The following is a 22741-nucleotide window of genomic DNA, read 5'->3' on the forward strand; positions in this document are numbered from 1 at the left end:
CTGCCAAGCTCAGTCCTTGATATCGCATGTCGTCATCGCAAAGCTGCTGCGCACTTTGCGCGACGTGTTTTAGCGCTTGAGGTGACGGGTCAGCCGCGCTTCCAGCGCGCTCCAGATGTTGCGCAGGATCTCGACCATGATCAGGTAGAGAATGGCTGCCCAGATATACATCTGGAAGTCGAAGGTGCGCGAGAAGGCGTAACGGGTTTCGCCCATCAGGTCGAAGACGGTGACGATCGCGACAATCGCCGAGCCCTTGATCATCAGGATGATTTCGTTGCCATAGGGGCGCAGCGCCACGATCATCGCCTGCGGCAGGATGATCTTCCAGAAGGCGACGCGCTCGGGCAGGCCGAGGGCGGCGGCACCTTCGCGCTGGCCGCGCGGCACGCTTTGGATCGCGCCACGGAGAATTTCCGCCTGGTAGGCTGCGGTGTTGAGCGTGAAGGCGAAGAGCGCGCAGTTCCAGGCATCGCGGAAGAACCACCACAGGCCGACCGCTTCGAGCTGCGGGCGGAAACTGCCGAGGCCGTAATAGATCAGGAAGAGCTGCGCCAGCAGCGGCGTACCGCGGAAGAAATAGACATAGCCATAGGCGAGCCACGACCAGAGCCTGTTCTTCGACATGCGGGCAAAGGCGATCGGCAGCGACAGAATGGCGCCCAGCACGATCGAGATAGAAACCAGCATCAGCGTGACGCCGAGGCCGGAGAGGAAACGCGGACCGTATTTCGCGAACTTCTCCGGGTCCCAGCCGCTGACGACGGTCAGGAAGATGCCGACGCCAAGTGCGAGCCAGATGCCGAGCGCAACGCTGCCGACGAAGCGGGCGAGCGTATAGGGTTTTGGCGGAACCGGAGGCGGGGCCTGCGGCGGGATCATCGTTGCAACGGCGCTCATCGGCCCATCTCCGCACGTTTGGTCCAGCGTTCCAGATTCGCAAAGACGATCGAGGAGATCATCGCGAGGATCAGGAAGAGCACGCAGGCCACACCATAGAATTCAAAGGCTTGCTTCGTCACTCGGGCGGCGACGCCGGTCTGGCGCAGGATGTCCGTCAGGCCCACGACCGAGACGAGGGCCGTGTCCTTGAGCAGCGCCATCCAGAGATTGCCGAGACCCGGCAGCGCGATGCGCACGAGCTGCGGCAGGATGATGAGGCGCATGGTCCTGTTGCGATGGAAACCAAGAGCGTCGCCGGCCTCATACTGTCCATGCGGAATGGCCTTGAAGGCGGAGAGCAGCACTTCCGAACAATAGGCGGAGAAGACGACGCCGAGCGCGATCATGCCGGCGAAGAAGGCGTTGATCTCGACCGGGCCCCCATAGCCGAACGTCCCCAGCAACTGCTGAACGAGGATCTGCAGGCCGTAATAGACGATGAAAAGCGTCAGCAGTTCGGGCAGGCCGCGGAAGATCGTCGTGTAGATATTGGCGGCGAGCCGCACGGTGCGCTCCTTGGACTGCTTCCCGAGAGCGACGAAAAAGCCGATCAGCAGGCCGACGGGCAGCGTCGCGAGGGCAAGGCTCGCGGTAACGACGAAGCCGTAGGCGATATCGTCGCCCCAGCCCGTGTCGCCGCAGGCCAGCAAGGTGCCGGGCGCCAGCCAACGAAAGACCCCGACCGGGCCACAGAATGGATCGACGATCGATCCGATCCAGGAGAGGATGGAATAGAAGCCGGCAAACAACCCGCTCATGTCAGAAGTTTCCCCTTTGCGCCGTTTTTGTGTGTACCGATCGCGCCTTGTTTTAGGCTCTTGTCAAACAAAAACGGCGGAAGGGCAAGCCATCCGCCGTTGCATTTTTCGCATGAACTGACGTTTTTCCGGCATGATTCACTAGGAAATCGCGCCGGAACCCGTCAATCAGCTGCCATAAACGTCGAACGGGAAGTACTTTTCGTTGATTTCCTTGTACTTGCCGTTGGCGCGGATCGCTTCGATCGCCTTGTTGAACTTCTCGCGCAGCGCGTCGTCGCCCTTGCGCACGGCAATGCCGGCGCCTTCGCCGTTGATGACCGGGTCGATCGGCAGGGTACCGAGCAGCTTGCAGCAGGCGCCGTCAGCCGTCTTCAGCCATTCGGAGAGCACGACGACGTCATCGATGACGGCGTCGATGCGGCCGTTGGCGATGTCGAGCTTGTACTCGTCAGCCGTCGGATAGAGCTTGATGTCCGCGCCCTTCATATGCGCTTCGGCATAGTTGGAGTGGGTGGTGGAACCCTGCGCGCCGAGCGCTTTGCCGGCAAGCGCTGCCTCGGTCGCCTCGGTGATCGGCGAATCCTTCGGTACGACGATGGCCGGCGGTGTGTTGTAGTACTTGTTGGTGAAGTCGACCTTTTCCTTGCGCTCGGCGGTGATCGACATGGACGCGACGATGGCGTCGAACTTCTTGGCGATCAGCGCCGGAATGATGCCGTCCCAGTCCTGCGTGACGAAGGTGCACTCCGCCTTCATTTCCGCGCACAGCGCCTTGGCGATGTCGATGTCGAAGCCCGTCAGCGTGCCGTCTGCTTCGAGGTTGTTGAAGGGCGGATAGGCGCCTTCCGTGCCGATAACGACCTTTTCGCCGTCGGCCATGGCCGAGCCTGCCATGAGCACGAAAACGGCAGCCGATGCGGCGGCTGCCAGCCGTCTGGAAATACGCATGATAGTCCTCTCTGTTGGTCGGTGCCCGGTCTTTTCTTCTTCACGGACACCAATTTCGGCCGGGGCGTCTGCCTCCGGTTGCGGCGATATTCGTACTCTTTTCCTGTAAAAATCAACAGGAAAGCGAGGGTGCTCACCGGGAATCGGATTTCGACCGCAGATTGCGATGGCGCCCTGGCAATGAACATGAACGGCGCGTTCAGCGGCGGTTAATCTTGCCTCCGTTAGCCCTTATCAAGAAACCTGCGCGTGGTTCGGCCTTTGCGCGTGACGGCATGCGTCGCGGGCAACACAAAAAAGCCGGAACCTTGGGTCAAGGCCCGGTGAGCATTCGCGTACGCATCATTCTTCGGCGCGTCATAGACCGGGAAGAGGATGCGGGACCAGGACCTCCCAGGAAGAGGAAGGAAGACAAATGTCGATTCGATCCAAACTGTTTGCGACCGTCGCGCTGCCGGTGCTGTCGGTGTCCGTCGCGGTTCCGCCGGCCGTCGCCGATAGCCTGATGAAGCCATTCGAGGTTGCACAGGAGGGCGGTGGCCAGTCCGACGAAGAGCTGCTGCTGCTGCAGAAGCAGCGCCAGGCCGAGGAAGAGGCTGCGCGTCAGGCGGCCGAACAGCAGAGGGCCGCCGAAGAGGAAGCCGCTCGCCAGGCCGCCGAGCAGCAGAAGGCTGCGGAAGAAGAGGCTGCGCGCCAAGCCGCTGAACAGCAGAAGGCGGCTGAGGAAGAAGCCGCTCGCCAGGCAGCCGAGCAGCAGAAGGCTGCGGAAGAAGAGGCAGCGCGCCAGGCCGCTGAACAGCAGAAGGCTGCGGAAGAAGAGGCTGCGCGCCAAGCCGCTGAACAGCAGAAGGCGGCTGAAGAAGAAGCTGCGCGCCAGGCCGCCGAGCAGCAGAAGGCTGCGGAAGAAGAGGCAGCGCGCCAGGCCGCTGAGCAGCAGAAGGCCGCGGAAGAAGAGGCAGCCCGCCAGGCCGCCGAGCAGCAGAAGGCTGCGGAAGAAGAGGCAGCGCGCCAGGCCGCCGAACAGCAGAAGGCTGCCGAGGAAGAGGCAGCGCGCCAAGCCGCCGAGCAGCAGAAGGCTGCGGAAGAAGAGGCAGCCCGTCAAGCCGCCGAACAGCAGAAGGCCGCGGAAGAACAGCAGAAGGCTGCGGAACAGGCTCAGCCCGGCGACTGTGTCGTTCCGGAAGGTCAGGATGCATCCACCGCATGCCCGCCGGAAGGGGGCAAGGCGGCTCAGCAGCCCGCGACCACCGAGGAGCAGAAGGCCGGCGAGCAGCCGCCCGTGACCGAAGAGCAGAAGGCGGGCGAACAGCCTGCACCGACGGAAACTGTACCCGGCACCGAGCAGCAGCCTCAGACGGGCGAAGGTCAGCCCGTGCCCGGCGCGGAGCAGCCCCAGACCGGCGAGGGCCAGCCTGTGCCTGGTACGGAACAGCCGCAAACCGGCGAAGGTCAGCCGGTCCCGGGCACTGAGCAGCCGGCGACCGCCGAGCAGCAGCCGCAGGTGCAGCAGCCGGTTCCGGAAGTGGTCGACACCCGCACGGAAGAAGAGAAGGTGAAGATCGCCGAAGACCCGGCGGCGACCGACGAGACCGTCGTTCTGCCGGTTGAAAACGGTGCCGCCGTGCTCGACAGCGACAAGGACGCCGACAATTCGGGCGGCAACCAGGCGCGCGAACAGCGCCAGAAGCTGCGCGAGGAACTGCGCGCCAAGGAAGAAGACGTAGCGCCGCCGGCAGACGATGCCGCAGCCCAGGCTGCGATCGCCGCGGAAATCCCGGCCGACCTGCCGCAGAAGATCGAGGCCAACCTCAACGAAAAGGGCACACGTGTCGACGAGGCGCCGGTCTTCGTGGTTCCGGAGACGACCAACATCGTCAACAACACCGTCATCAACAACACGGTGATCAACAACAACACGACGGTCAACAACATCACCAACAACGTGACCGAGGTGAAGGTCGTCGAGCAGGTCGACAACCGCGTGATCCTCGGCGCCGGCGACCAGATCTTCGTGCGCGGCGACGATCGTCCGCGCCTGCGTCACGATGCGGAAGAGACCTACTATGATCAGCTTCCGCGCGGCCGCACCCGCGAAACCATCCTGCGCCCCGGCGGCTACCGGATCGTCACCGTCTACAACCGTTACGGCGACATCCTGCAGCGCTCGCGCGTGGACCGCGACGGCAACGAGTACCTGATGATCTATGCTCCCGAGCGTGACGAAGGTCCACGCCCGGCGATTATCGACGTCGGCTACGAACTGCCGCCGATGCGCCTGCGCATCCCGGTACGTGACTATATCGCCGACGTTTCGGACGATCCGGATCGCGACTACTACGAGTTCCTGGCCGAGCCGCCGGTGGAGCCCGTCGAGCGCGTCTACACGATCGACGAGGTCCGTCACTCCGCCCGCCTGCGCGACAAGGTTCGCCGTGTCGACCTCGACACGATCACCTTCCCGACGGGCAGCGCCGAGGTGTCGATGTCGCAGGCCAAGACCATGCGCAAGGTCGCGGCCGCGATGGAGAAGATCCTTGCCAAGGATCCGGGTGAAACCTTCTTCATCGAAGGTCACACCGATGCCGTCGGTTCGGACCGCTCGAACCTCGTGCTTTCGGACAAGCGCGCCGAATCGGTCGCGTCGCTGCTGACCGAGGTCTACGGCATCCCGCCGGAAAACCTGGTGACCCAGGGCTACGGCGAGCGCTTCCTGAAAGTTCGCACGCAGGAAGCCGAGCAGCAGAACCGCCGCGTCACCATCCGCCGCGTCACACCGCTGGTCCGCCCGGTCGCGCAGCGCTAATTAAGCTTCGCGCAGCGCTGATCAAGTTTCGGGCAGGACTGCCCGGCTACATCCAAGAAACCCGCCTCGCCAAAGGCGGGTTTCCGTCGTTTCACAGGTCTCACTTTTTCGTTTCCCCGGATTGCCATGAAAGCCGCTGCCCTCCCATACTTCGCCTTCGCCCTGCTTGCACACTCGGCCAGCGCGGCGGCCGGCCTCGTCGAGCCGGATCTGCGGCTGCCGACAAACCCGGATGGCAAGGGAGCGGCGCCGCGCGTGGCCCTGACGCTCGACGCCTGCAGCGGCGCGACCGACATGCGCATCCTCGGCACCTTGATTGAAAACCACATCCCAGCGACCATCTTCGTCACCGCGCGCTGGCTGAAGCGCAACGGCCTCGTCGTCGAGGTGATGAAGGCGCATCCGGACCTTTTCGAGATCGAGGATCACGGCGCGATGCACGTGCCGCCGATCGACGTGAAGGTCTCCGTCTATGGTCTGGCGGCGGCCGGTTCCGAGGCGGCGGTTGCGGCCGAAGTCGATGGCGGTGCGACGGCGATCAAGGCGCAAGGCCTGCCGGCGCCGCGCTGGTTCCGCGGCGCGACCGCCAAGTATACCCATTCGTCGATGGGCCAGATCCGTGCGATGGGGTATCGCATCGCCGGTTATTCGGTGAACGGCGATGGCGGTTCGCTGCTGGGCGCTGCTCTTGCCGAGAAACGGATTCGCGCAGCCAAGGATGGCGACGTCATCATCGCCCATATCAACCAGCCGACCCATTCCGCCGGCGCCGGCGTCGCGCACGGCATCCTCGACCTCAAGGCGAAGGGCTACAGCTTCGTCCGTCTCAACGACATTCCGGACGAAATGACCGTAGGCGCGACGAACTGACGATTCTTTGCCGCGCAGGGCGAACAAACGCCCACGGATCACGACATTTGAGCGGAGCTTCGTTTCCGCAAGGCGGACGCCCGTTGATCGGTGCCAAGCCGAAAACCGACGGCACAACGTATGACGCGAGCGCTGAATGGCACGGTCGAGGCGGAACAGACGCTCGATTCGCTGCCGAGGCAATGATGCGCGACGATCTGTTGTCCCGCAGCGGGCTTAGCGAGCGTCGGCCTTGCGCTGCAGGCCAGTGACCCTTTCGACGAAATCGGCGATTGCCACGGTGTCGTCGAGATCGAACACCGGCAGATCGGTGTCGGTGACCGGGTGGTCGGCGGCAATGGCGCAGATGTGCGGATCGGTGGGCGCCAGCGGCTCGCGGTTTGCCGATTCCAGCCGGCGGGCCTCGATCTTCGGGATCGGTTCGCGTTTGTAGCCCTCGACGAGCACCAGATCGCAAGGGGCGAGCCGCGCAAGGATGTCCTCGAAGCTGGGCTCCGGCGCGCCGCGCAATTCGTGCATGATCGCAAAACGCGTGCCGGAGACGATCGTCACCTCATGGGCACCGGCCTCGCGGTGGCGGTAGCTGTCGGCGCCGACCTTGTCGATGTCGAAGTCGTGGTGCGCGTGCTTCACCGTGGACACGACGTAGCCGCGCTGCGTCAGCTCGCTGACGAGCCGTACCATCAGTCCGGTCTTGCCGGAGTTCTTCCAGCCGGCGATGCCGAAGATCTTCATGGCGCTCATGCTTTGCTATCCTCGAAGAAGTTCAACCATTCCTGCGCCTCAACGAGATCCTCAGGCGTGTTGATGTTGAAGAAGGGGTCGAATGCGCCCCTCGACGTCATGATGACAGGAAAATCGACCGTTACCGAGGCATGGCGTTCGATGAAGGCACGGACGCGGCGTTTCGGGTCGTTCGTCAGCCAGTTCTCCAGATCGTCAGCGATCGCGACCGGCCAGAGTGCGAACAGCGGATGCATCTGGCCGGCGGATGCCGCTACGGCGATCTGCTGACGTTGGGTCAAGGCGCCGGCCAATCTCGCGACGAGATCGCCCGGAAAGAAGGGCGTGTCGGTCGGGACGGCAACGACATGGGTTGCCTCCGGCGTGGTCGCCGCCGTGTGACGCATGGCCGTCAGCACGCCGGCGAGCGGGCCGAGAAAACCCGGAACCGTGTCGGCAATGACGGGGATATCGCCGACGATCGCGTCCGCTGGTTCGGCATTGAGGTTGACCGCGATGCTCGTGACCTGCGGTCGAAGCCGCTCGACGATGCGCGAAAGCATCCCTTGGCCGCCGAGTTGAAGGTCAAACTTCGGGCTTCCCATGCGCCGCGACAATCCGCCGGCGAGGATGACCGCTGGTCGCGGCGCGCTGATCAGCGATGGGTATCTGGTTTCCGGCATCGGGATGCTCCTATTCCAGCGGGCCGGTCAGTGAGCGCCGGGCGACGGCTTTCCTGCCGCGCTGCGTCTCGCGATAGAAGGTGTAGAGACCGGAGCCGATGATGACCGCGACGCCGACCAGCATCCAGGTATCCGGCACTTCCGCAAAGAAGAAGATGCCGATCGCGATCGACCAGATGAGGCTGGTGTAGCGGAAGGGGGCGATGACGGAGATGTCGCCGGCGCGCATCGCCAGCACGATCGTCTGGTAACCGAGCATCAGCAGGATGCTCGCGGCGGCGATGTGACTGAACGTCGTCGCCGACATCGGCTGCCAGCCGCCCATCGGCTGGATGAGCACGGCGCCGACGATGGTGGTGACGAGGGAGGTCGATACCGTGATGTAAAGCGACGGCACCTCATGGCCGATCCGGCGGGTGCAGAGATCGCGCGTGGCCGTTACGAACACGCAGGCGACGACGGTCAGCGCCGCCGGTGTAAAACCCTCGGGGCCGGGGCGCAGCACGATCAGCACGCCGATGAAGCCGGCGATGATCGCCGTCCAGCGCCGCCAGCCGACCGGCTCGCCGAGGAAGAGTGTGGCGCCGAGGGTTACCGCCAAGGGCAGCGCCTGCATGATCGCCGAGGCGTTGGCGAGCGGGATCTGGCCGAGGGCGGAGATATAGGTGACCGAGGCCAGTGCCTCCATGACGATGCGCAGCAGGATCACCGGCTTCATCAGGGTGCCGAGCGGCCTGAACGCACGGAACTGCCAGGCGGCGAGCACGACCATCGCGGTCGTCAGCAACCCGCGCACGAAGATGATCTGGCCCACATTCATCGCGCCGGTGACCGATTTGACGAGTGCGTCGTTGCAGGAGAACGTGACCATTGCCAGGCACATGAACAGAATGCCGCGGAAATTGGTGGAGGCTTGCATGCTTGCTGTCCTGCGGCGCCGGCGAGCGGGGCGCTGCCGACGGATGGGGAGGCGAATCCACGGGATGGGATCGCCCAATGTTTAAGCATTGGCCGCGGTCTTGTGCAAACGGGTTCGCATGCGCCAACCGTTTTTCTTTCAGCGCAAGTAGAACGGTGGAACCGGCAGCGGACGAACCTGAGTTTATTCGCGGAATCTTAAGTTTCGCTGCCTATCGTCGCCACAATTCCGCATCCATTCGCATGACGCGATCGGCGGGGTGGCGCCGCAGCAAACCTTGCAGGGTGGCCATTCCAGGGATGTCTGCCCAAGGCTTGGGAGAGCCTGCGGCAATCGTCCCATCGGTGTTTCCACCAAGAAAAGCCGCCGCGCGGGCCTGCTTCCCATAAGAATAATTCAGGGGTGCGCAATGTCTTTCATCGATCGCCTGCTGCAACGCTTGCGGATCGTCACCAAGGTTCTGCTTTTCGTGGTTCCGCTGGTGGCGCTGATCGCCGGTATTGGTCTCATTGGCTTCTTCACCGCCCGCACGCTCAACGGCCACATGACCGTGACGCGCGAAACCATCAACAATCTCTCGGATTTCCAGGCGCTGCGCAGCGCGCTGCAGGCCTTCTCGGATGCGCCGAGCGAGGAAACGAAAACAGCACTCGCGGTTCAGATCGACGAGCAGGAAAGCGGCGTGAAGGCGCTCGACAGCCTGCTGACGCGGGATGAGGACAAGGCGGAGATCGCCTCCGTTCTGGCGCTGGGGGAGGCGATGCGCGGCCAGACGGAAAAGCTCTGGGCGATCAAGGTCGAACGGGACCAGGTGACGGCATCACTGGAAGCGGCACTCGCCGACATGACCGAGCAGGGCAACGGCGCCTATAAGCAGATCGATTTCATCCGCAAGGAATCCGGTGAGAAGGAAGCCTTCGCCAAGGCGCTTCTGTTCGACGCCGCCGCCTATCAGGGCCTCGCTGAGCGCATCAAGAAGTTCCGCCTGCCGGTAACGATGGCCGTCAATCCGGATGCCAAGATCGACCAGGCCGGCAAGTTGCTGCCGCATCTCCTGAAGCAGATCGACGAGGCGGAAAAGATCGCCTCGGAAAAGGTGCAGGCGCCGATCGCCGACGTGAAGGATCAGGCGCTCAAGGTTCAGGCGATCCTTGCCGGCGCCGAAGACAGCGAGGCGAAGAAGAATGCGCTGGTGCCGATTCTCGGCAAGTTCTCCAAATATGAAGCGGACTTTGCCAAGGAGGCCGCCAAGAACTCGGACACGGCCGCCAAGCGCTTCGTCGGCATGGACGCCGAGATCTCGCAGCTCAAGACCCTGATCACGCTGATGGGCGACACCTTCAAGGGGCTCGACAGCACACGGTTGCATATCAGCGAGCTGCATCGCAAGCTCGATGCTGCCGGGCGCGAGCCGGTCATGGCCGACATCGAGGCAGTTCGCGGAACGGCGGCCAAGCTCGGCGAACTCGGCGGCAAGAACGCGGCACTCCGTGACCTGCCGGCGAAGCTCGGCCCCTCGCTCGACGATATCGCCAAGGACACGGCAGCGCTGATCGACGTCGGCAGCCGCTGGCAAGCCGCGAAGGCGGAAGCCTCGGCGCTCGTCGCTGCCGCCAGCACCACGCTCGAAAGCTTCGTCAGCAGCGCGCAGGAAGCTGGCAAGGTCGACAGCCAGCGTTCGGCCGACGTCTCGATCGTCGCCATGCTCGCCGGGACGCTGCTTGCAATCATCGGTGGCCTGATGCTGGTCGAAACCCTGCGCGGGCCGCTGAAGCGTGTGACCGAAACGATGACGCGGCTTGCCAGCGGCGATCTCGACGTCGCCATCGAGGGCCGCAACCGCGGCGACGAGATCGGCGACATGGTGCGCTCCGTTGCCGTGTTCCGCGACAATGCCGTCGAGAACGTGCGGCTGGGGCGCGAGGCGGAGGCGGCACGCGCGCTTTCGGCCGAGGAGGAAGCGCGCCGCGCCGCGGAGCGTGCCCGGGTCGAGGCCGAGCAGATGCAGGCGCTGAATGCGCTTTCGGATGTCCTGGCGGCGCTTGCCGACGGCAATCTCGAGGAAGGCATGGCCGAAGATCTGCCCGCCGACTACGTGATCATGGCGCGCACTTATAACAATGCGGTCGAGGCGCTGCGGGCGACGCTTGCCGACGTGCGTGTTGTCACCGGCGAGATCACCGGCGGCACCGGCAACCTTGCGTCGTCGGCCGACGACCTGGCGCGCCGCACCGAGCAGCAGGCGGCAGCACTTGAGGAAAGCTCGCGGGCGCTTCGCCAATTGACGGAGATCGTCCGCGCCACCGCGGAAAGCGCGCGCAAGACGACCGTCTCCGTCGGCGAGACCAACTCCTATGCCAAGCATTCCGGCCAGGTGGTGGCCAAGGCGATCGATGCGATGGCGGAGATCAACCGGTCCTCTGAAAAGATCGGCACGATCATCGGCGTCATCGACGAAATCGCCTTCCAGACCAACCTTCTGGCGCTCAACGCCGGCGTCGAGGCGGCACGGGCAGGCGAGGCGGGACGCGGCTTTGCCGTCGTGGCGCAGGAAGTGCGCGAGCTTGCCCAGCGTTGCGCCGGTGCGGCCCGCGAGATCAAGGGACTGATCTCCGAGAGCTCGGCACAGGTGAGAAGCGGCGTGGCTCTGGTGCAGGAAACGGGCGATGCGCTCACCGTCATCAACAGCCACATCACCACGATCCACGAACTCGTCAGCAACATCGAGGCTTCGGCGGCCGACCAGTATACCGGCCTCAACGAGGTGAATTCGGCCGTGCACGAGGTCGAGCTGATCACCCAGCAGAATGCCGCGATGGTCGAAGAAAACACCGCCGAGATCCACGGGCTGCGCCGGCAGGTGGAAATGCTCAACGAGAAGATCGAGCGTTTCCGGACGGGTACGGATGGCATCGGTGCGCAGGGGCAGGGCCGTCGTAGCTACGCGGCTTAGGTTTTGGCTCGTCCTTGGGTACGACGGTCATTCTTTTAAGGCAACCCCGTGCGGATCAGCCCCTCTCCTCGGGTTTAACCCGAGGACTAACCCTCTCCCCGCAAGCGGGGCGAGGGGACGTACCCGAAGGGACGATTTTGCCCGCATTGACTGCGATCAGCCACAGGTCGTCCCCGCATTCACGCGAAACACCGTCAGAGGGAACGAGAGCGTCACCTCAGGTTTCCTTCTCCGCGCGCGCGGGGAGAAGGTGCCGGCAGGCGGATGAGGGGCTAATCGGCCTCACCGCTCGGATGAGGGTCCGCCTGCCGGCAAAGTAAAATCTGTAAGGGAAAACTCAGCCGCCGGTGACGCTCATGTGGCGGGCGACGGCGGGGCGGTTGTGCTCCCGATCGATGATGAAGTCGTGGCCCTTCGGCTTGCGGCCGATCGCTTCGTCGATCACCTGGCTCAGATAGGCATCGTCATCGGAGGCACGGAGCGCCGTGCGCAGGTCGGCCGCGTCGTTCTGCCCGAGGCACATGTAGAGCGTGCCGGTGCAGGTGAGGCGGACGCGGTTGCAGCTTTCGCAGAAGTTATGGGTCATCGGCGTGATCAGGCCGAGGCGTCCGCCGGTTTCGGCGACCTCGACGTAACGGGCCGGGCCGCCGGTGCGATAGGGAATGTCCGAGAAGGTGAACTGCTCTTCCAATTGCCGGCGCATTTCCGAGAGCGGCATGTAGTGGTCGGTGCGGTCTTCTTCGACCTCGCCCATCGGCATGGTTTCGATCAACGTCAGGTCCATGCCGCGGCCGTGGGCCCAGCGCATGAGATCGGGGATTTCCGCGTCGTTGAAACCTTTCAGCGCCACCGCGTTGATCTTGACCTTGAGGCCGGCGGCCTGGGCCGCGTCGATGCCTTCCATGACCTTGGCGAGTTCGCCCCAGCGGGTGATCTGGTGGAACTTCGCGGGGTCCAGCGTGTCGAGCGAGACGTTGATGCGCTTGACGCCGCAATCGACGAGCTCGGTCGCGTATTTCGCAAGCTGCGAACCGTTCGTGGTCAAGGTCAGCTCGTCGAGCCGGCCGGCCTCGATCTCCTTGCCGAGCTCGCGCACTAGGAACATGATGTTCTTGCGCACCAGCGGTTCACCGCCGGTGAGCCGAAGCTTACGCACGCCCTTGGCGATGAAGGCGGAACAGAGCCGCTGCAATTCTTCGAGCGTCAGCAGATCCTTCTTCGGCAGGAAGGTCATGTGTTCCGCCATGCAATAGGTGCAGCGGAAATCGCAGCGATCGGTGACGGACACGCGCAGATAGGTGATCGCCCGACCGAAGGGGTCGATCATCGGAGCGGTTTTCTGCTCGATCGGCATTGCGCCGATCCTGTCGATGGTGGCTGTGTTCAAGCGTCTTTCTCCCAGCCCTATCAATGTCGTTGCTGAGAATGGTCGCGTCAAGGCGCATACTGTCGCAAAGTGTTGATCGGAAGAGCAGGGTAATTCACGCGGCAATGCGGTGCGTCACTTTATCCCTGGGCCGGAATCAGTTTGAAGATGAAATAGACGGCGAAACAAGGCACTGCCTTTGCAGCCTACTGCATGTCTCCTTAAATCGACCTCGATTTAAGGACTAAGACATGCAGCAAATCAAAGTGCTACAGCGACCTTTGCGCGTCTGATTAGACGCGCGGCGCTGTAGAAACAGGAGCAGGCAATATGAGTGAAATCTGGCCGACGGAACTGCGTGTCTCCAAGGATCGCCATCGGCTCGTCGTTACCTTCAACGATGGCGTATCCTTCGATCTCTCGGCGGAGATGCTGCGGGTGCTTTCGCCGTCCGCCGAAGTGCAGGGGCACGGCCCCGGGCAGCGGGTGACGGTGCCCGGCAAGCGCAACGTGCAGATCATTTCGGTGCAGCCGACCGGCAATTACGCGGTCCGCATCGGTTTCGACGATTTCCACGACACCGGAATCTTCACCTGGAGCTATCTGCGTGAACTCGGCGAGAAGGGTGAAGAGCTGTTCGCCGCTTACGAACAGGAGCTCACTGACAAGGGCATGTCGCGCGACAAGGCGGAGAAGCCGCGCTGACCACTACAGCGCCGCGCGTCTTATCAGACGCGCAAAGGTCGCTGTAGCACTTTGAATGCTGTATGTTTTTGTCCTTAAATCGGTTACGAATCAAGGAAACATGCTGCGGGCAGGTCAGGCCAGCTCGCCTTCTTCCTTGAGCAGAATGCCGATCAGCCGCTCCATGGATTGGGCGACGATCATGCATTCCTCGATCGGCGCGCCGACCATCGATTTCTCGATCAGCGCCGTGTGGATTTCCATGGCCGCCTCGGTCAGCGTGCGTCCTTCCGGCGTCAGCGACAGCCGCAGCACCCGTTTGTCCTTCTCGTCACCGCGGCGCAGGATCAGTCCGCGCCTCTCCAGTTGCGGCAGCAGCATGCTCATGTTGGAGCGGCCGACCAGCAGCTTGCGGGCCAGCTCCTGCTGCGAGATGCCATCGAACCGATAGAGATTGATCAGGATGTCGAGATGCGGCGGCTTGATGTCGAGATGGGCGATCTCGCGCGTCAACGTCTGCTGCATGAGCTGGCAGGCGCGCGCCACGGCGATCCAGCTACGGAAGCGGGGATGATCCCAGGGAAAATGGTGTTCAGTCGTCACTTGATTTTTGTTCAACGTTGTACAATTATGTTCATCATTGAACATAATAAGAGATTCCCACTATGGCATCCTTTGCGATCAAGGTCATCCGTCACGCGCTGAAAGGCGTGGCAGCGCTCTCGCCGGAGGCCGCCGGCAACCTGGCTTTCAACCTTTTCAGCGTCACACCCGGCCGAAAGCCGAAAAACGCCAAGGAAAAGGCAGCACTCGCCGCGGCAGAGCCGGTGATCGCCAGGGCAAGGCCGGTGACGCTTTCCTATGCCGGAGGCTGGGTGCTGGCGCGGCAGTTCGCGGCGCCGCACGGTGCGGCTAACGCCAAGCGCATCCTGCTCGTGCATGGCTGGGGTTCGCGGAGCGACTACCTAGCCGCGATGATCGATGGCCTGGTCAAAGGCGGCGCCGAGGTGGTGACGCTCGACTGGCCGGGGCATGGCGGCTCGCCGGGACGGACGCTCACCATGCCCGCGGCGGTCAGGGCCATCGACGCCGCCTGGCGGCATTTCGGCAATTTCGACGTCTGCGTCGGACATTCCTTCGGCGGCGCGAGCCTTGCCTGTGCGGCGGGTGGGATCGTCTGTGACGTGCGCAGCCATGTGGCGAAGAAGCTGGTGCTGATCGGCGCGCCGAGCGAGATGACCTGGCTTTTCAAAGGCTTCGGGAAGGTTCTTCGCCTGGCGCCGAAGACGCAGGCTGCCTTCGAAGGTGTCGTCGAGCGTCTCTCCGGCCGCCGGCTCGAGGAATTCGACGCCGCGCGGATCATCGGCGTCCTGGCCGTGCCGACGCTGATCATTCATGCCGAGGACGACAAGGAGGTGGCGGCCGATCATGCGCGCCGCTATGCGGCCGCGGGGCCGAATGTCGAGATCCATTGGGCAAACGGCCTCGGCCATCGCCGCATCGTTTCCGCTGCCCCCGTGATCGCGCGGATCAACGCCTTCATACACGCGGAAGATCAAAAAGCCGCCGCCTGACACTTTTTCGTTGCTGCCGTCATCAGACTGTCATGCTATCGGTCGAAGGGTCGCTTTGGCGAGATCTTTCGGTATTGGAGGACGGCATGTCGGTCATCACCTCGGTAGAGGAACTCAACGCGCTCTATGGCGGTGTCAGCGAAGCTTCGGTGGCCAAGGTCACCAAGACGCTGACGGCGGAGTATCGGCTGATGATCGAGGCTTCGCCCTTCTGTGCGCTCGCAACCGTCGGGCCGGAGGGGCTCGATTGTTCGCCCCGCGGTGACGACACTTGCGTGGTCCGGATCGCCGACGACAAGACGGTGCTGCTTCCCGACTGGCGCGGCAACAACCGGGTCGATTCGCTTGCCAACATCGTGCGCGATCCGCGGGTGGCGCTGATGTTCCTGATTCCGGGCTCGAACACGACGATGCGCATCAACGGCACGGCTGTGCTCAGCATCGACCCGGCGCTTACCGATAGCTTCGAGGTCGATGGCAGACACCCGCGCAGCATCATCGTCGTGACCATCGGCGAAGTCTATTTCCAGTGCGCGCGCGCAGTGATGCGGGCGCAGCTCTGGAACCCCGATCGTTTCCTCGATCCGGCAACGCTGCCGTCGCCCGGCACGCTGCTGAAGGCTGCCAAGGCGGATTTCGACCGCGACACATATGACCGCGAATGGCCGGAGCGCGCCGCCAAGACCATGTGGTAGGCTGCCGTCCGGGCTGACCCGTAGTGTCGCCCATCAGCGAAGCGCGTGGGTGGAGGCGAGGGTGCGGCGGCAAGCTCTGACAGGTGCATCTACCATCCTCATTGCGCTCGCTCTCGTCGCCGACATGGCGACGGCTGCCGACCCCACGCTTTCGGAGAAACAGCGCCTGCTGGCTGCCGCCTATCCTGGTGCTATCGAGCGCATCGACGCCAATACCCTGATCCTCAGCGATGGCGGGCCGCCGCTTGCGATCGACGACGGCAGGAAGAAGAGCCACGCCGAAAAGCTGGCCGCTGCCGATGTCGAGGACAGCCTCTCGCAAATCTATCCGCTGGGTGCCTGCGCGAAACCGCCGGCCGTCGATTTCGAACCGGGGCGCATCCGCAGCGAGGTGCTCCTGAAACGGCTCTATGGCGGCACGGCCAAGGCGGTGAGCCAAGACCTCGTCACCGTTGATTGGTTCGGCGAGCGGCTGCGGGTCACGCGCAAGCACGGCGCCGCAGAGGCACTGAAAGCGGTCGCCGCCGACCTCTCGCGGCATGCCGATCTGAAGCGCTATCTCGGCCCAAGCGCCGGCACCTTCAACTGGCGGCCGATTGCCGGGGCTGCCACGCTTTCGGTCCATAGCTTCGGTGCGGCCATCGATCTCAACACGGACTTTGCCGACTACTGGCGCTGGGCCCGGAGGGCGAGTGGCGGCGCGCTGCGATATCGCAACCGCTATCCGCTTGAAATCGTCGAGATTTTCGAGCGTCACGGCTTCATCTGGGGTGGCCGCTGGTATCATTTCGACACGATGCACTTCGAGTATCGGCCGGAGTTGGTCGCGATCGCCCGGGCGGCAGGCGCGGACGCCTGCGGCCGTTAGCCGGTGTTCGGTGGTGGTTTCGCTGCGAACTCAATCGCGAACGATGACCGTGGCGCCGATCTCGACGCTGGCATAGAGGTGTTCGACATCCTCGTTGGCCATGCGAATGCAGCCGGACGACATCGCCTTTCCGATCGACGATGGCTGGTTCGTGCCGTGAATGCGGTAGATGGTGGAGCCGAGATACATGGCGCGCGCGCCGAGTGGGTTGTCGATGCCGCCCTTCATGCGGGCCGGCAGGATCTTGCCCTTCTTCGCCTCACGGGCGCGCATCTTTTCCGGCGGTGTCCAGGTCGGCCATTCGGCCTTGCGGCTGACTGTGTTGGTGCCAGTCCAGAGAAAGCCGTTGCGGCCGACGCTGACGGCGTATTTGACCGCAACGCCGCCGCCGAGGACGTGGTACAGCCGGCGCTCGGAATTGTCGACGATGATCGTGCCCGGAGCGGCCGCTTCGTTGAAGGCAACCACTTGGCGTGGGATCGGCGACTGGCTGATGTCGCGGCGCGCGGCTTTCGATTTCGCGCCGCCCTTTGACAGGATCTGAAGCGAACTCGTCTTGACGGTGGCGCTGTCGAGCGAGGCGACGGTGATCGGCGCGTCGTCCGCGGCCTTCGCCGATGTCGTGACGCCTGCGAGGAAGCTGGTGGCAATAAGCGCTGCGAGAATGCTCTTCATGGTGGTCCCCCTCGGTTGTGGGAACCGTCCGCGCCTGTCCTCGCGCGGTTGTTCCCGGTTGAGGACAGTTCTAGCGGTTGTGGCGAAGGGCGGCTGTTTCCGAAGGAACGCGGCTCTCAAACGCAAATGGCGCCCGGGGCGGCGCCATTTGTAAGTGGAGGACCGGGATAAGGATCAGCGCCGATAGATCAGCCAGTTGCGGCCGGATTCCTTGCGCATGCCGTCCTCGAAGAGAACGGTCTTGTTGCGCCCGCCATTCTTGGCCGAATAGAGCGCGATATCCGCCTTGTTGTAGAGATCGACGGGGTCTTCGGCCGCGGTCGCCATGCAGACGCCGACGGAAAGCGTGATCGGACCGTAATTGACCCCGGTCTTCGAGTTGCGGAAGGGCGTTGCCGCAAGCACGGTGCGGATGCGATCGGCGATCTGCAGGCATTCTTCCTGGGTGCTGTCGCCGAGGATGATGGCGAACTCCTCGCCGCCGGTGCGGGCCACGAAGGCCTCGCGGCGCAGGTTGGCGCGCAGCACGCCGCCGACGGTCGCGAGGATCTTGTCGCCGACCGGATGACCGAAGGTGTCGTTGACCTTCTTGAAATGGTCGATGTCGGCAACGAGCAGGCCAGTGTAGTTCCTGAAGTGCTCGCTGTTGTAGACGGCCGCCAGATTGTCGTCGAAGGCGCGGCGGTTGGCGAGGCGCGTCAGCGAGTCGGTATTGGCGATGCGCTTGTACTCGTCGAGCTCCTGCCGGATGACTTCCATCTCGAAGGATTTCTGCACGACCGTCTGCACGCGCTCCTTGCCCTGGCTCATCGTCTCGGCGGTCGCTTCGGTCAGGATGCCGATCGCATGGCGCAGGATATCGGCGCTGGAAGCGCTCTTGCTGATGATGTTGACATAGGCCTCGTCGAGAACCTTGTTGTAGTTCTCGAGTGCGTATTGCTCATCCTTCAGCAGCGTGACGAGTTCGGCAAGCTTGGCGGCAAGCGTGGTGTGGGCGCGCTCGATGCCGGTCGGGCGGTGGATATGGCTGAAATATTGTGCGCCGATCGCGTCCAGCTCCTCCTGGGTCGCGCGGCTGCCGAGAGCCGCAAGCTCCTTGGAGAGCTGCGGGTTGGAGCCGAGATAGGCTTCGTAATAGAGCTCGTAGTTGCGGGGGATGGGCGCGACACCCATCATGCGCATGGCATGGGTCACTTGCGCTGCGATATCGGGCGTCTGAGCTTTGCCCGAGTTTGCCGTTTGCATGTGCAAACCCCCTAATATTAATCACTGCTTACGGGTTATGATTTTTAGGGGCAAATGATTTGCGAAGTCTTAATATTTGCCGCCGCCGCTGCACCACAGTTCGATCGATTGCGGCTGCTTTCGCCGATCTATCCCTTGCGTTTGCGGCTTGAAGCCACGGCGCCGGTGAGGCGCCGTGGTGTGTCAAAATGGATCAGGCCGGGCTGATCATCGTTTCCGGGCGCACGATCGCGTCGAACTCTTCGTTCGTCACATAGCCGCCGCCCACGGCTTCTTCGCGCAGCGTCGTGCCGTTCTTGTGTGCGGTCTTGGCGATCTTGGCGGCATTGTCGTAGCCGATCTTCGGAGCAAGCGCGGTGACGAGCATCAGCGAGCGGTCGAGGGCCGCCTTGATGTTGTCTTCGCGTGCCTCGATGCCGACGACGCAGTTGTCGGTGAAGGACACGGCCGCATCGGCGAGCAGTTGCACCGACTGCAGGAAGTTGTAGGCCATCAGCGGGTTGAAGACGTTGAGCTCGAAATGGCCCTGGCTGCCGGCGAAGGTCAGCGCCGCGTGATTGCCGAACACCTGGGCGCAGACCTGGGTCAGCGCCTCGCACTGGGTCGGGTTGACCTTGCCGGGCATGATCGACGAGCCGGGCTCGTTTTCCGGCAGCGACAGCTCGCCGAGACCGGAGCGTGGGCCGGAGCCGAGGAAGCGGATGTCGTTGGCGATCTTGAAGAGGGCTGCGGCCGTTGCGTTGATCGCGCCATGGCTGAAGACCATGGAATCATGGGCGGCAAGCGCTTCGAACTTGTTCGGCGCCGAGGTGAAGGCGATGCCGGTGATCTTGGCGATCTCTTCGGCGACCTTCTCGGCAAAGCCGACGGGCGCGTTGAGGCCGGTACCGACGGCGGTGCCGCCCTGGGCGAGTTCGCAAAGGCCGGGGAGCGTCATCTCGATGCGCTTGATCGAAGAGGCGACCTGGGCAGCGTAGCCGGAGAATTCCTGGCCGAGCGTCAGCGGGGTCGCGTCCTGGGTGTGGGTGCGGCCGATCTTGATGATGTGGTCGAAGGCCTTGACCTTGGCTTCGAGCGCCTTGTGCAGGTGCTTCAGCGCCGGCAGCAGGTCATGGATCACCCGTTCCGCGCAGGCGATGTGCATCGCCGTCGGATAGGTGTCGTTCGACGACTGGCTCATGTTGACATGATCGTTCGGATGCACCGGCTTCTTCGAGCCCATGACGCCGCCGAGCAGCTCGATCGCCCGGTTCGAAATCACCTCGTTGGCATTCATGTTCGACTGGGTGCCCGAGCCGGTCTGCCAGACGACGAGCGGGAAATGGTCGTTGAGCTTGCCGTCGATCACTTCCTGCGATGCCTTGACGATGGCATCGGCGATGGTCGAATCCAGCCGGCCGAGCGCCTGGTTGGTGCGGGCGGCAGCCTGCTTGACGATGCCGAGCGCCCGGACGATCGAGGCCGGCTGCTTTTCCCAACCGATCTTGAAATTGCCGAGCGAGCGCTGGGCCTGAGCGCCCCAATAGCGGTCGCTTGCCACTTCGATGGGGCCGAACGTATCTGTTTCCGTGCGCGTCGATGTCATCGTGATACCTGCCTTGATCATGCGGTTCATGAAGCCTGGGCGAGGGGGCCGGGTGGCACATCTCCCCAGGTGCCGGGCCTCTCTCTGCCCCGCCTGCCGATGCTTGTAAAGGGGCGCGGCGCGGCTTGCCATGCTACAATCGTTTGAAACGCTGCAGTGCAATAAGGCAGCCGCGCAGCGAACGTGATTCGCACGCTTCCGGCCCGCTGGCGCCGTTGTGATGTTTCGGTCACAGGCGCCGTGTTCTTTTCGGGCGACGATCGACCATTGCGGCCGGCCGATGACCTCCTGCTGAAATAAAATCCATATGGATCAAATTTTTATGCCTCTTCAAACGTTATGGAATCGAGGCGTTTGCTGGGAGGAAGATGGAGATTCAGGGTCGATGTTCGCAGGCGCGTTTCCTTTTCATTCACCATCCTTTTCTATAACTTTCAGTGCACGAGGGCGTGGCGAGAATCTGGCTTCAGCCGAATTCGGCGACAACGCGATACGGGGACGTAGTTTCATATGAGAGTAATTAAGACGGCAGCGATCGTAGCGCTCATGAGCGGCTGTGCGATCGCGACCATGGATGTGCGGCCGGCTTCGGCCTTCTCGTTTGCCGATTTCATCCGGGCAGGCAGAAAGAAGCCGGATTCCGCCGAACAGACCCAGCCAGCCCAGCCGCTCCCCGGCATGGGCGCCATGATCGATCCGCAGCATGCCGCTAGGCCGCTGCCGAAGGTCACCGGGCCGAAGTACTATACCTACAAGGCCGAAGCGCTGCGCCGGATCGCCACCGACAAGCTGCTCGATCCGGTGGTGACAGGCTCCGTGCGCAACGGCGCACTGCCGCCCATGCTGCGCATGCCGCTTGCCGATGCGCGGCAGTTCCTTCCGGAAATCAACGTGCGTGCCACGGACGACGTCGCAAAGGCGGTCGAGGCCCATTACGGCGCGCGCATGGATTACATCTGGATTGGCGCTGAGGGCGTGAATGCCAAGGCGAAGGCGGCGATCGCCGTTCTCGCCGATGCCGCCAAGGTCGGCCTCGATCCGCAGGATTATGCCGTCAGCATACCGGCCGACAGCTTCGACCGCGGCGACATGATCGCGCGGGAAAAGGAACTGCTGCAGTTCGAAATCGCACTGTCGGCGGCAACGCTGACCTACGCGCAGGACACAGTGCGCGGCCGCATCGATCCGAACAAGATCTCCGGCTACCACGACTTCAAGCGCAAGACCGTCGACCTCACGTCGCTGCTCGACAAGCTGTCCGCGAGCGCCGACGTCGCCACGCTTCTCAACGACCAGAACCCGAAGAGCGCGCAATTCGCCGCACTCTCGGTCGAGCTGGAGAAGCTGAGGACGGAAACGGGCGCCGAGCAGCGCGTCGAGATCGCGCCCGGCACGCTGCTGAAGCCGGGAGAGAGCAATCCCGAGCTCGCCAATATCATTGCCGGTATTCGCCTCAAGGGCTCGGAAACGCTGAAGGCCGAACATGCGGCGGTTCTTGCCGCCTATCAAGGCACGCCGGAATACACGCCGGAACTGGTGTCGCTGGTCGAGGCCTTCCAGAAGGAAAACGGACTGAAGGCCGACGGCGTCGTCGGCCAGGCGTCGGTGCGCATCCTGACGGGCGGCGACAGCGTGGCGAACAAGATCAACAAGCTCGAAATCGCCATGGAACAGGCGCGCTGGCTGCCGGATGGCCTTGGCGACCGCTACGTCTTCATCAACCAGCCGGCCTTCACCGCCACCTACGCCGACCAGGGCGCCGAGCAATTCTCGATGCGCGTGGTCGTCGGCTCGAAGACGAACCAGACCTACTTCTTCCAGGACGAGATCCAGACCGTCGAGGTCAATCCGTATTGGGGCGTGCCGCAGTCGATCATCGTCAACGAGATGCTGCCGAAGCTCAGGAGCGATCCGAACTACCTCGATCGCATGGGCTACCAGGTCGAGATCGGCGGGCGGCCGGTTCCGTCGGCGTCGGTCAACTGGAACGGCTCGACCGCTTCGATCGCCGTGCGCCAGCCGCCGAGCAGCGACAATGCGCTCGGCGAGCTGAAGATCCTGTTCCCGAACGCGCATGCGATCTACATGCACGACACCCCGTCGAAGAGCTTCTTCAAGCGCGATAACCGTGCACTCAGCCATGGTTGCGTGCGGCTTGCCGATCCGCGCCGCATGGCGGCCGCCGTGCTCGGCACGAGCGTCGAGGATGTCGGCAAGGAGATTGCCGACGGCCGCAACAAGGCGCTGCAGGTTCCGGTGAAGGTGCCGGTTTATGTCGCTTATTTCACCGCCTGGCCGAACAAGGATGGCGTCGTCGAATATTTCAACGACGTCTACGAGCGCGACATGTACATGAACCGCGCCTTCGACGCGACGCGGGGCGCCCGCAGGGCCGAAGGATAAGGATACGGCATAAGAACAGAAAAGGCCGCTTCGAGCGGCCTTTT

Annotated in this window: 19 protein-coding genes; 8 read left to right on the forward strand and 11 right to left on the reverse strand. The window is 63.3% G+C overall.

From position 1 onward, the window contains the following. Positions 1–69 precede the first annotated feature (69 nt). The 3 genes from AC0C6X_RS11825 to AC0C6X_RS11835 form a co-directional block, all read right to left on the reverse strand. The gene (locus AC0C6X_RS11825; protein ID WP_173516710.1) at positions 70–900 is read right to left on the reverse strand and encodes an ABC transporter permease; all 831 of its coding nucleotides are present in this window, start codon (positions 898–900) and stop codon (positions 70–72) included. Further along, on the reverse strand, positions 897–1700 hold the full coding sequence (locus AC0C6X_RS11830) for an ABC transporter permease (RefSeq protein WP_247960882.1): 804 nt from the start codon (positions 1698–1700) through the stop codon (positions 897–899). The genes AC0C6X_RS11825 and AC0C6X_RS11830 overlap by 4 nt, the downstream gene beginning before the upstream one ends. A 168-nt stretch (positions 1701–1868) precedes the next feature. Further along, complete coding sequence (locus tag AC0C6X_RS11835) at positions 1869–2651, reverse strand: ABC transporter substrate-binding protein (RefSeq protein ID WP_173516708.1); 783 nt, start codon at positions 2649–2651, stop codon at positions 1869–1871. A 415-nt stretch (positions 2652–3066) separates the two neighbouring features. Between AC0C6X_RS11835 and AC0C6X_RS11840 the strand changes: the two genes are divergently transcribed. Both AC0C6X_RS11840 and AC0C6X_RS11845 read left to right on the forward strand, forming a co-directional pair. After that, complete coding sequence (locus AC0C6X_RS11840; RefSeq protein ID WP_472953247.1) at positions 3067–5454, forward strand: OmpA family protein; 2388 nt, start codon at positions 3067–3069, stop codon at positions 5452–5454. A gap of 126 nt (positions 5455–5580) precedes the next feature. Beyond that, a complete protein-coding gene (locus tag AC0C6X_RS11845; protein ID WP_472953250.1) occupies positions 5581–6324 on the forward strand; it encodes a polysaccharide deacetylase family protein in 744 nt (247 codons plus the stop codon). 216 nt (positions 6325–6540) lie between these two features. On the opposite strand, the gene mobB is transcribed toward AC0C6X_RS11845, so the two are convergent. The 3 genes from mobB to AC0C6X_RS11860 are packed head-to-tail and all read right to left on the reverse strand — an operon-like array spanning position 6541 to position 8649. Beyond that, complete coding sequence (gene mobB / locus AC0C6X_RS11850; RefSeq protein ID WP_173516706.1) at positions 6541–7068, reverse strand: molybdopterin-guanine dinucleotide biosynthesis protein B; 528 nt, start codon at positions 7066–7068, stop codon at positions 6541–6543. Beyond that, entirely contained in the window at positions 7065–7730 is a 666-nt protein-coding gene (mobA, locus tag AC0C6X_RS11855; RefSeq protein WP_472953252.1) for a molybdenum cofactor guanylyltransferase MobA, read from the reverse strand. Before mobA ends, mobB begins: the two co-directional genes overlap by 4 nt. Positions 7731–7740: 10 nt before the next feature. Further along, positions 7741–8649 carry a DMT family transporter gene (locus tag AC0C6X_RS11860; protein ID WP_472953254.1) on the reverse strand — a complete coding sequence of 303 codons (909 nt, stop codon included), beginning with the start codon at positions 8647–8649 and terminating at the stop codon, positions 7741–7743. 409 nt (positions 8650–9058) lie between these two features. Here AC0C6X_RS11860 and AC0C6X_RS11865 point away from each other — a divergent pair, with 409 nt between their 5' ends. Further along, positions 9059–11602 (forward strand): methyl-accepting chemotaxis protein, encoded by a 2544-nt coding sequence (locus AC0C6X_RS11865; protein WP_472953257.1) that lies wholly within the window; start codon positions 9059–9061, stop codon positions 11600–11602. A 337-nt stretch (positions 11603–11939) separates the two neighbouring features. Here AC0C6X_RS11865 and moaA read toward each other — a convergent pair whose 3' ends face one another. Continuing rightward, the gene (gene moaA / locus AC0C6X_RS11870; protein ID WP_173516702.1) at positions 11940–12989 is read right to left on the reverse strand and encodes a GTP 3',8-cyclase MoaA; all 1050 of its coding nucleotides are present in this window, start codon (positions 12987–12989) and stop codon (positions 11940–11942) included. Between the two features lie 309 nt (positions 12990–13298). Between moaA and AC0C6X_RS11875 the strand changes: the two genes are divergently transcribed. Next, complete coding sequence (locus AC0C6X_RS11875) at positions 13299–13673, forward strand: gamma-butyrobetaine hydroxylase family protein (RefSeq protein WP_173516701.1); 375 nt, start codon at positions 13299–13301, stop codon at positions 13671–13673. 114 nt (positions 13674–13787) lie between these two features. On the opposite strand, the gene AC0C6X_RS11880 is transcribed toward AC0C6X_RS11875, so the two are convergent. Further along, a complete protein-coding gene (locus tag AC0C6X_RS11880; protein WP_376741635.1) occupies positions 13788–14270 on the reverse strand; it encodes a MarR family winged helix-turn-helix transcriptional regulator in 483 nt (160 codons plus the stop codon). Positions 14271–14317: 47 nt separating this feature from the next. Here AC0C6X_RS11880 and AC0C6X_RS11885 point away from each other — a divergent pair, with 47 nt between their 5' ends. From AC0C6X_RS11885 to AC0C6X_RS11895, 3 genes are all read left to right on the forward strand, one after another. Continuing rightward, entirely contained in the window at positions 14318–15226 is a 909-nt protein-coding gene (locus AC0C6X_RS11885) for an alpha/beta fold hydrolase (RefSeq protein ID WP_472953261.1), read from the forward strand. Positions 15227–15312: 86 nt separating this feature from the next. Continuing rightward, entirely contained in the window at positions 15313–15921 is a 609-nt protein-coding gene (locus AC0C6X_RS11890; protein WP_472953264.1) for a pyridoxamine 5'-phosphate oxidase family protein, read from the forward strand. A gap of 61 nt (positions 15922–15982) precedes the next feature. Next, positions 15983–16789, forward strand: coding sequence for a M15 family metallopeptidase (locus AC0C6X_RS11895; RefSeq protein ID WP_472953267.1), 807 nt, complete (start codon positions 15983–15985; stop codon positions 16787–16789). A gap of 30 nt (positions 16790–16819) precedes the next feature. Here AC0C6X_RS11895 and AC0C6X_RS11900 read toward each other — a convergent pair whose 3' ends face one another. The 3 genes from AC0C6X_RS11900 to fumC form a co-directional block, all read right to left on the reverse strand. Then, a complete protein-coding gene (locus tag AC0C6X_RS11900; RefSeq protein ID WP_472953270.1) occupies positions 16820–17464 on the reverse strand; it encodes a L,D-transpeptidase in 645 nt (214 codons plus the stop codon). A 174-nt stretch (positions 17465–17638) separates the two neighbouring features. Further along, complete coding sequence (locus AC0C6X_RS11905) at positions 17639–18709, reverse strand: GGDEF domain-containing protein (protein ID WP_247958896.1); 1071 nt, start codon at positions 18707–18709, stop codon at positions 17639–17641. A gap of 193 nt (positions 18710–18902) precedes the next feature. Beyond that, positions 18903–20294 (reverse strand): class II fumarate hydratase, encoded by a 1392-nt coding sequence (fumC, locus tag AC0C6X_RS11910; protein ID WP_173516695.1) that lies wholly within the window; start codon positions 20292–20294, stop codon positions 18903–18905. A 510-nt stretch (positions 20295–20804) separates the two neighbouring features. Between fumC and AC0C6X_RS11915 the strand changes: the two genes are divergently transcribed. Then, entirely contained in the window at positions 20805–22697 is a 1893-nt protein-coding gene (locus tag AC0C6X_RS11915) for a L,D-transpeptidase family protein (protein WP_472953273.1), read from the forward strand. The last annotated feature ends 44 nt before the right edge of the window (positions 22698–22741 follow it).

The organism is Ensifer sp. VA4, assembly GCF_055710065.1.

What these genes read in the sequence shown, in the direction of transcription:
- AC0C6X_RS11845 (WP_472953250.1), top strand. Translation starts at nt 5,581, where the DNA reads ATGAAAGCCGCTGCCCTCCCATACTTCGCCTTCGCCCTGCTTGCACAC.
- AC0C6X_RS11860 (WP_472953254.1), bottom strand. Translation starts at nt 8,649, where the DNA reads ATGCAAGCCTCCACCAATTTCCGCGGCATTCTGTTCATGTGCCTGGCA.
- AC0C6X_RS11840 (WP_472953247.1), top strand. Translation starts at nt 3,067, where the DNA reads ATGTCGATTCGATCCAAACTGTTTGCGACCGTCGCGCTGCCGGTGCTG.
- mobA (WP_472953252.1), bottom strand. Translation starts at nt 7,730, where the DNA reads ATGCCGGAAACCAGATACCCATCGCTGATCAGCGCGCCGCGACCAGCG.
- AC0C6X_RS11890 (WP_472953264.1), top strand. Translation starts at nt 15,313, where the DNA reads ATGTCGGTCATCACCTCGGTAGAGGAACTCAACGCGCTCTATGGCGGT.
- AC0C6X_RS11835 (WP_173516708.1), bottom strand. Translation starts at nt 2,651, where the DNA reads ATGCGTATTTCCAGACGGCTGGCAGCCGCCGCATCGGCTGCCGTTTTC.
- fumC (WP_173516695.1), bottom strand. Translation starts at nt 20,294, where the DNA reads ATGACATCGACGCGCACGGAAACAGATACGTTCGGCCCCATCGAAGTG.
- AC0C6X_RS11875 (WP_173516701.1), top strand. Translation starts at nt 13,299, where the DNA reads ATGAGTGAAATCTGGCCGACGGAACTGCGTGTCTCCAAGGATCGCCAT.
- AC0C6X_RS11885 (WP_472953261.1), top strand. Translation starts at nt 14,318, where the DNA reads ATGGCATCCTTTGCGATCAAGGTCATCCGTCACGCGCTGAAAGGCGTG.
- AC0C6X_RS11865 (WP_472953257.1), top strand. Translation starts at nt 9,059, where the DNA reads ATGTCTTTCATCGATCGCCTGCTGCAACGCTTGCGGATCGTCACCAAG.
- AC0C6X_RS11900 (WP_472953270.1), bottom strand. Translation starts at nt 17,464, where the DNA reads ATGAAGAGCATTCTCGCAGCGCTTATTGCCACCAGCTTCCTCGCAGGC.
- AC0C6X_RS11825 (WP_173516710.1), bottom strand. Translation starts at nt 900, where the DNA reads ATGAGCGCCGTTGCAACGATGATCCCGCCGCAGGCCCCGCCTCCGGTT.
- AC0C6X_RS11915 (WP_472953273.1), top strand. Translation starts at nt 20,805, where the DNA reads ATGAGAGTAATTAAGACGGCAGCGATCGTAGCGCTCATGAGCGGCTGT.
- AC0C6X_RS11830 (WP_247960882.1), bottom strand. Translation starts at nt 1,700, where the DNA reads ATGAGCGGGTTGTTTGCCGGCTTCTATTCCATCCTCTCCTGGATCGGA.
- mobB (WP_173516706.1), bottom strand. Translation starts at nt 7,068, where the DNA reads ATGAGCGCCATGAAGATCTTCGGCATCGCCGGCTGGAAGAACTCCGGC.
- AC0C6X_RS11905 (WP_247958896.1), bottom strand. Translation starts at nt 18,709, where the DNA reads ATGCAAACGGCAAACTCGGGCAAAGCTCAGACGCCCGATATCGCAGCG.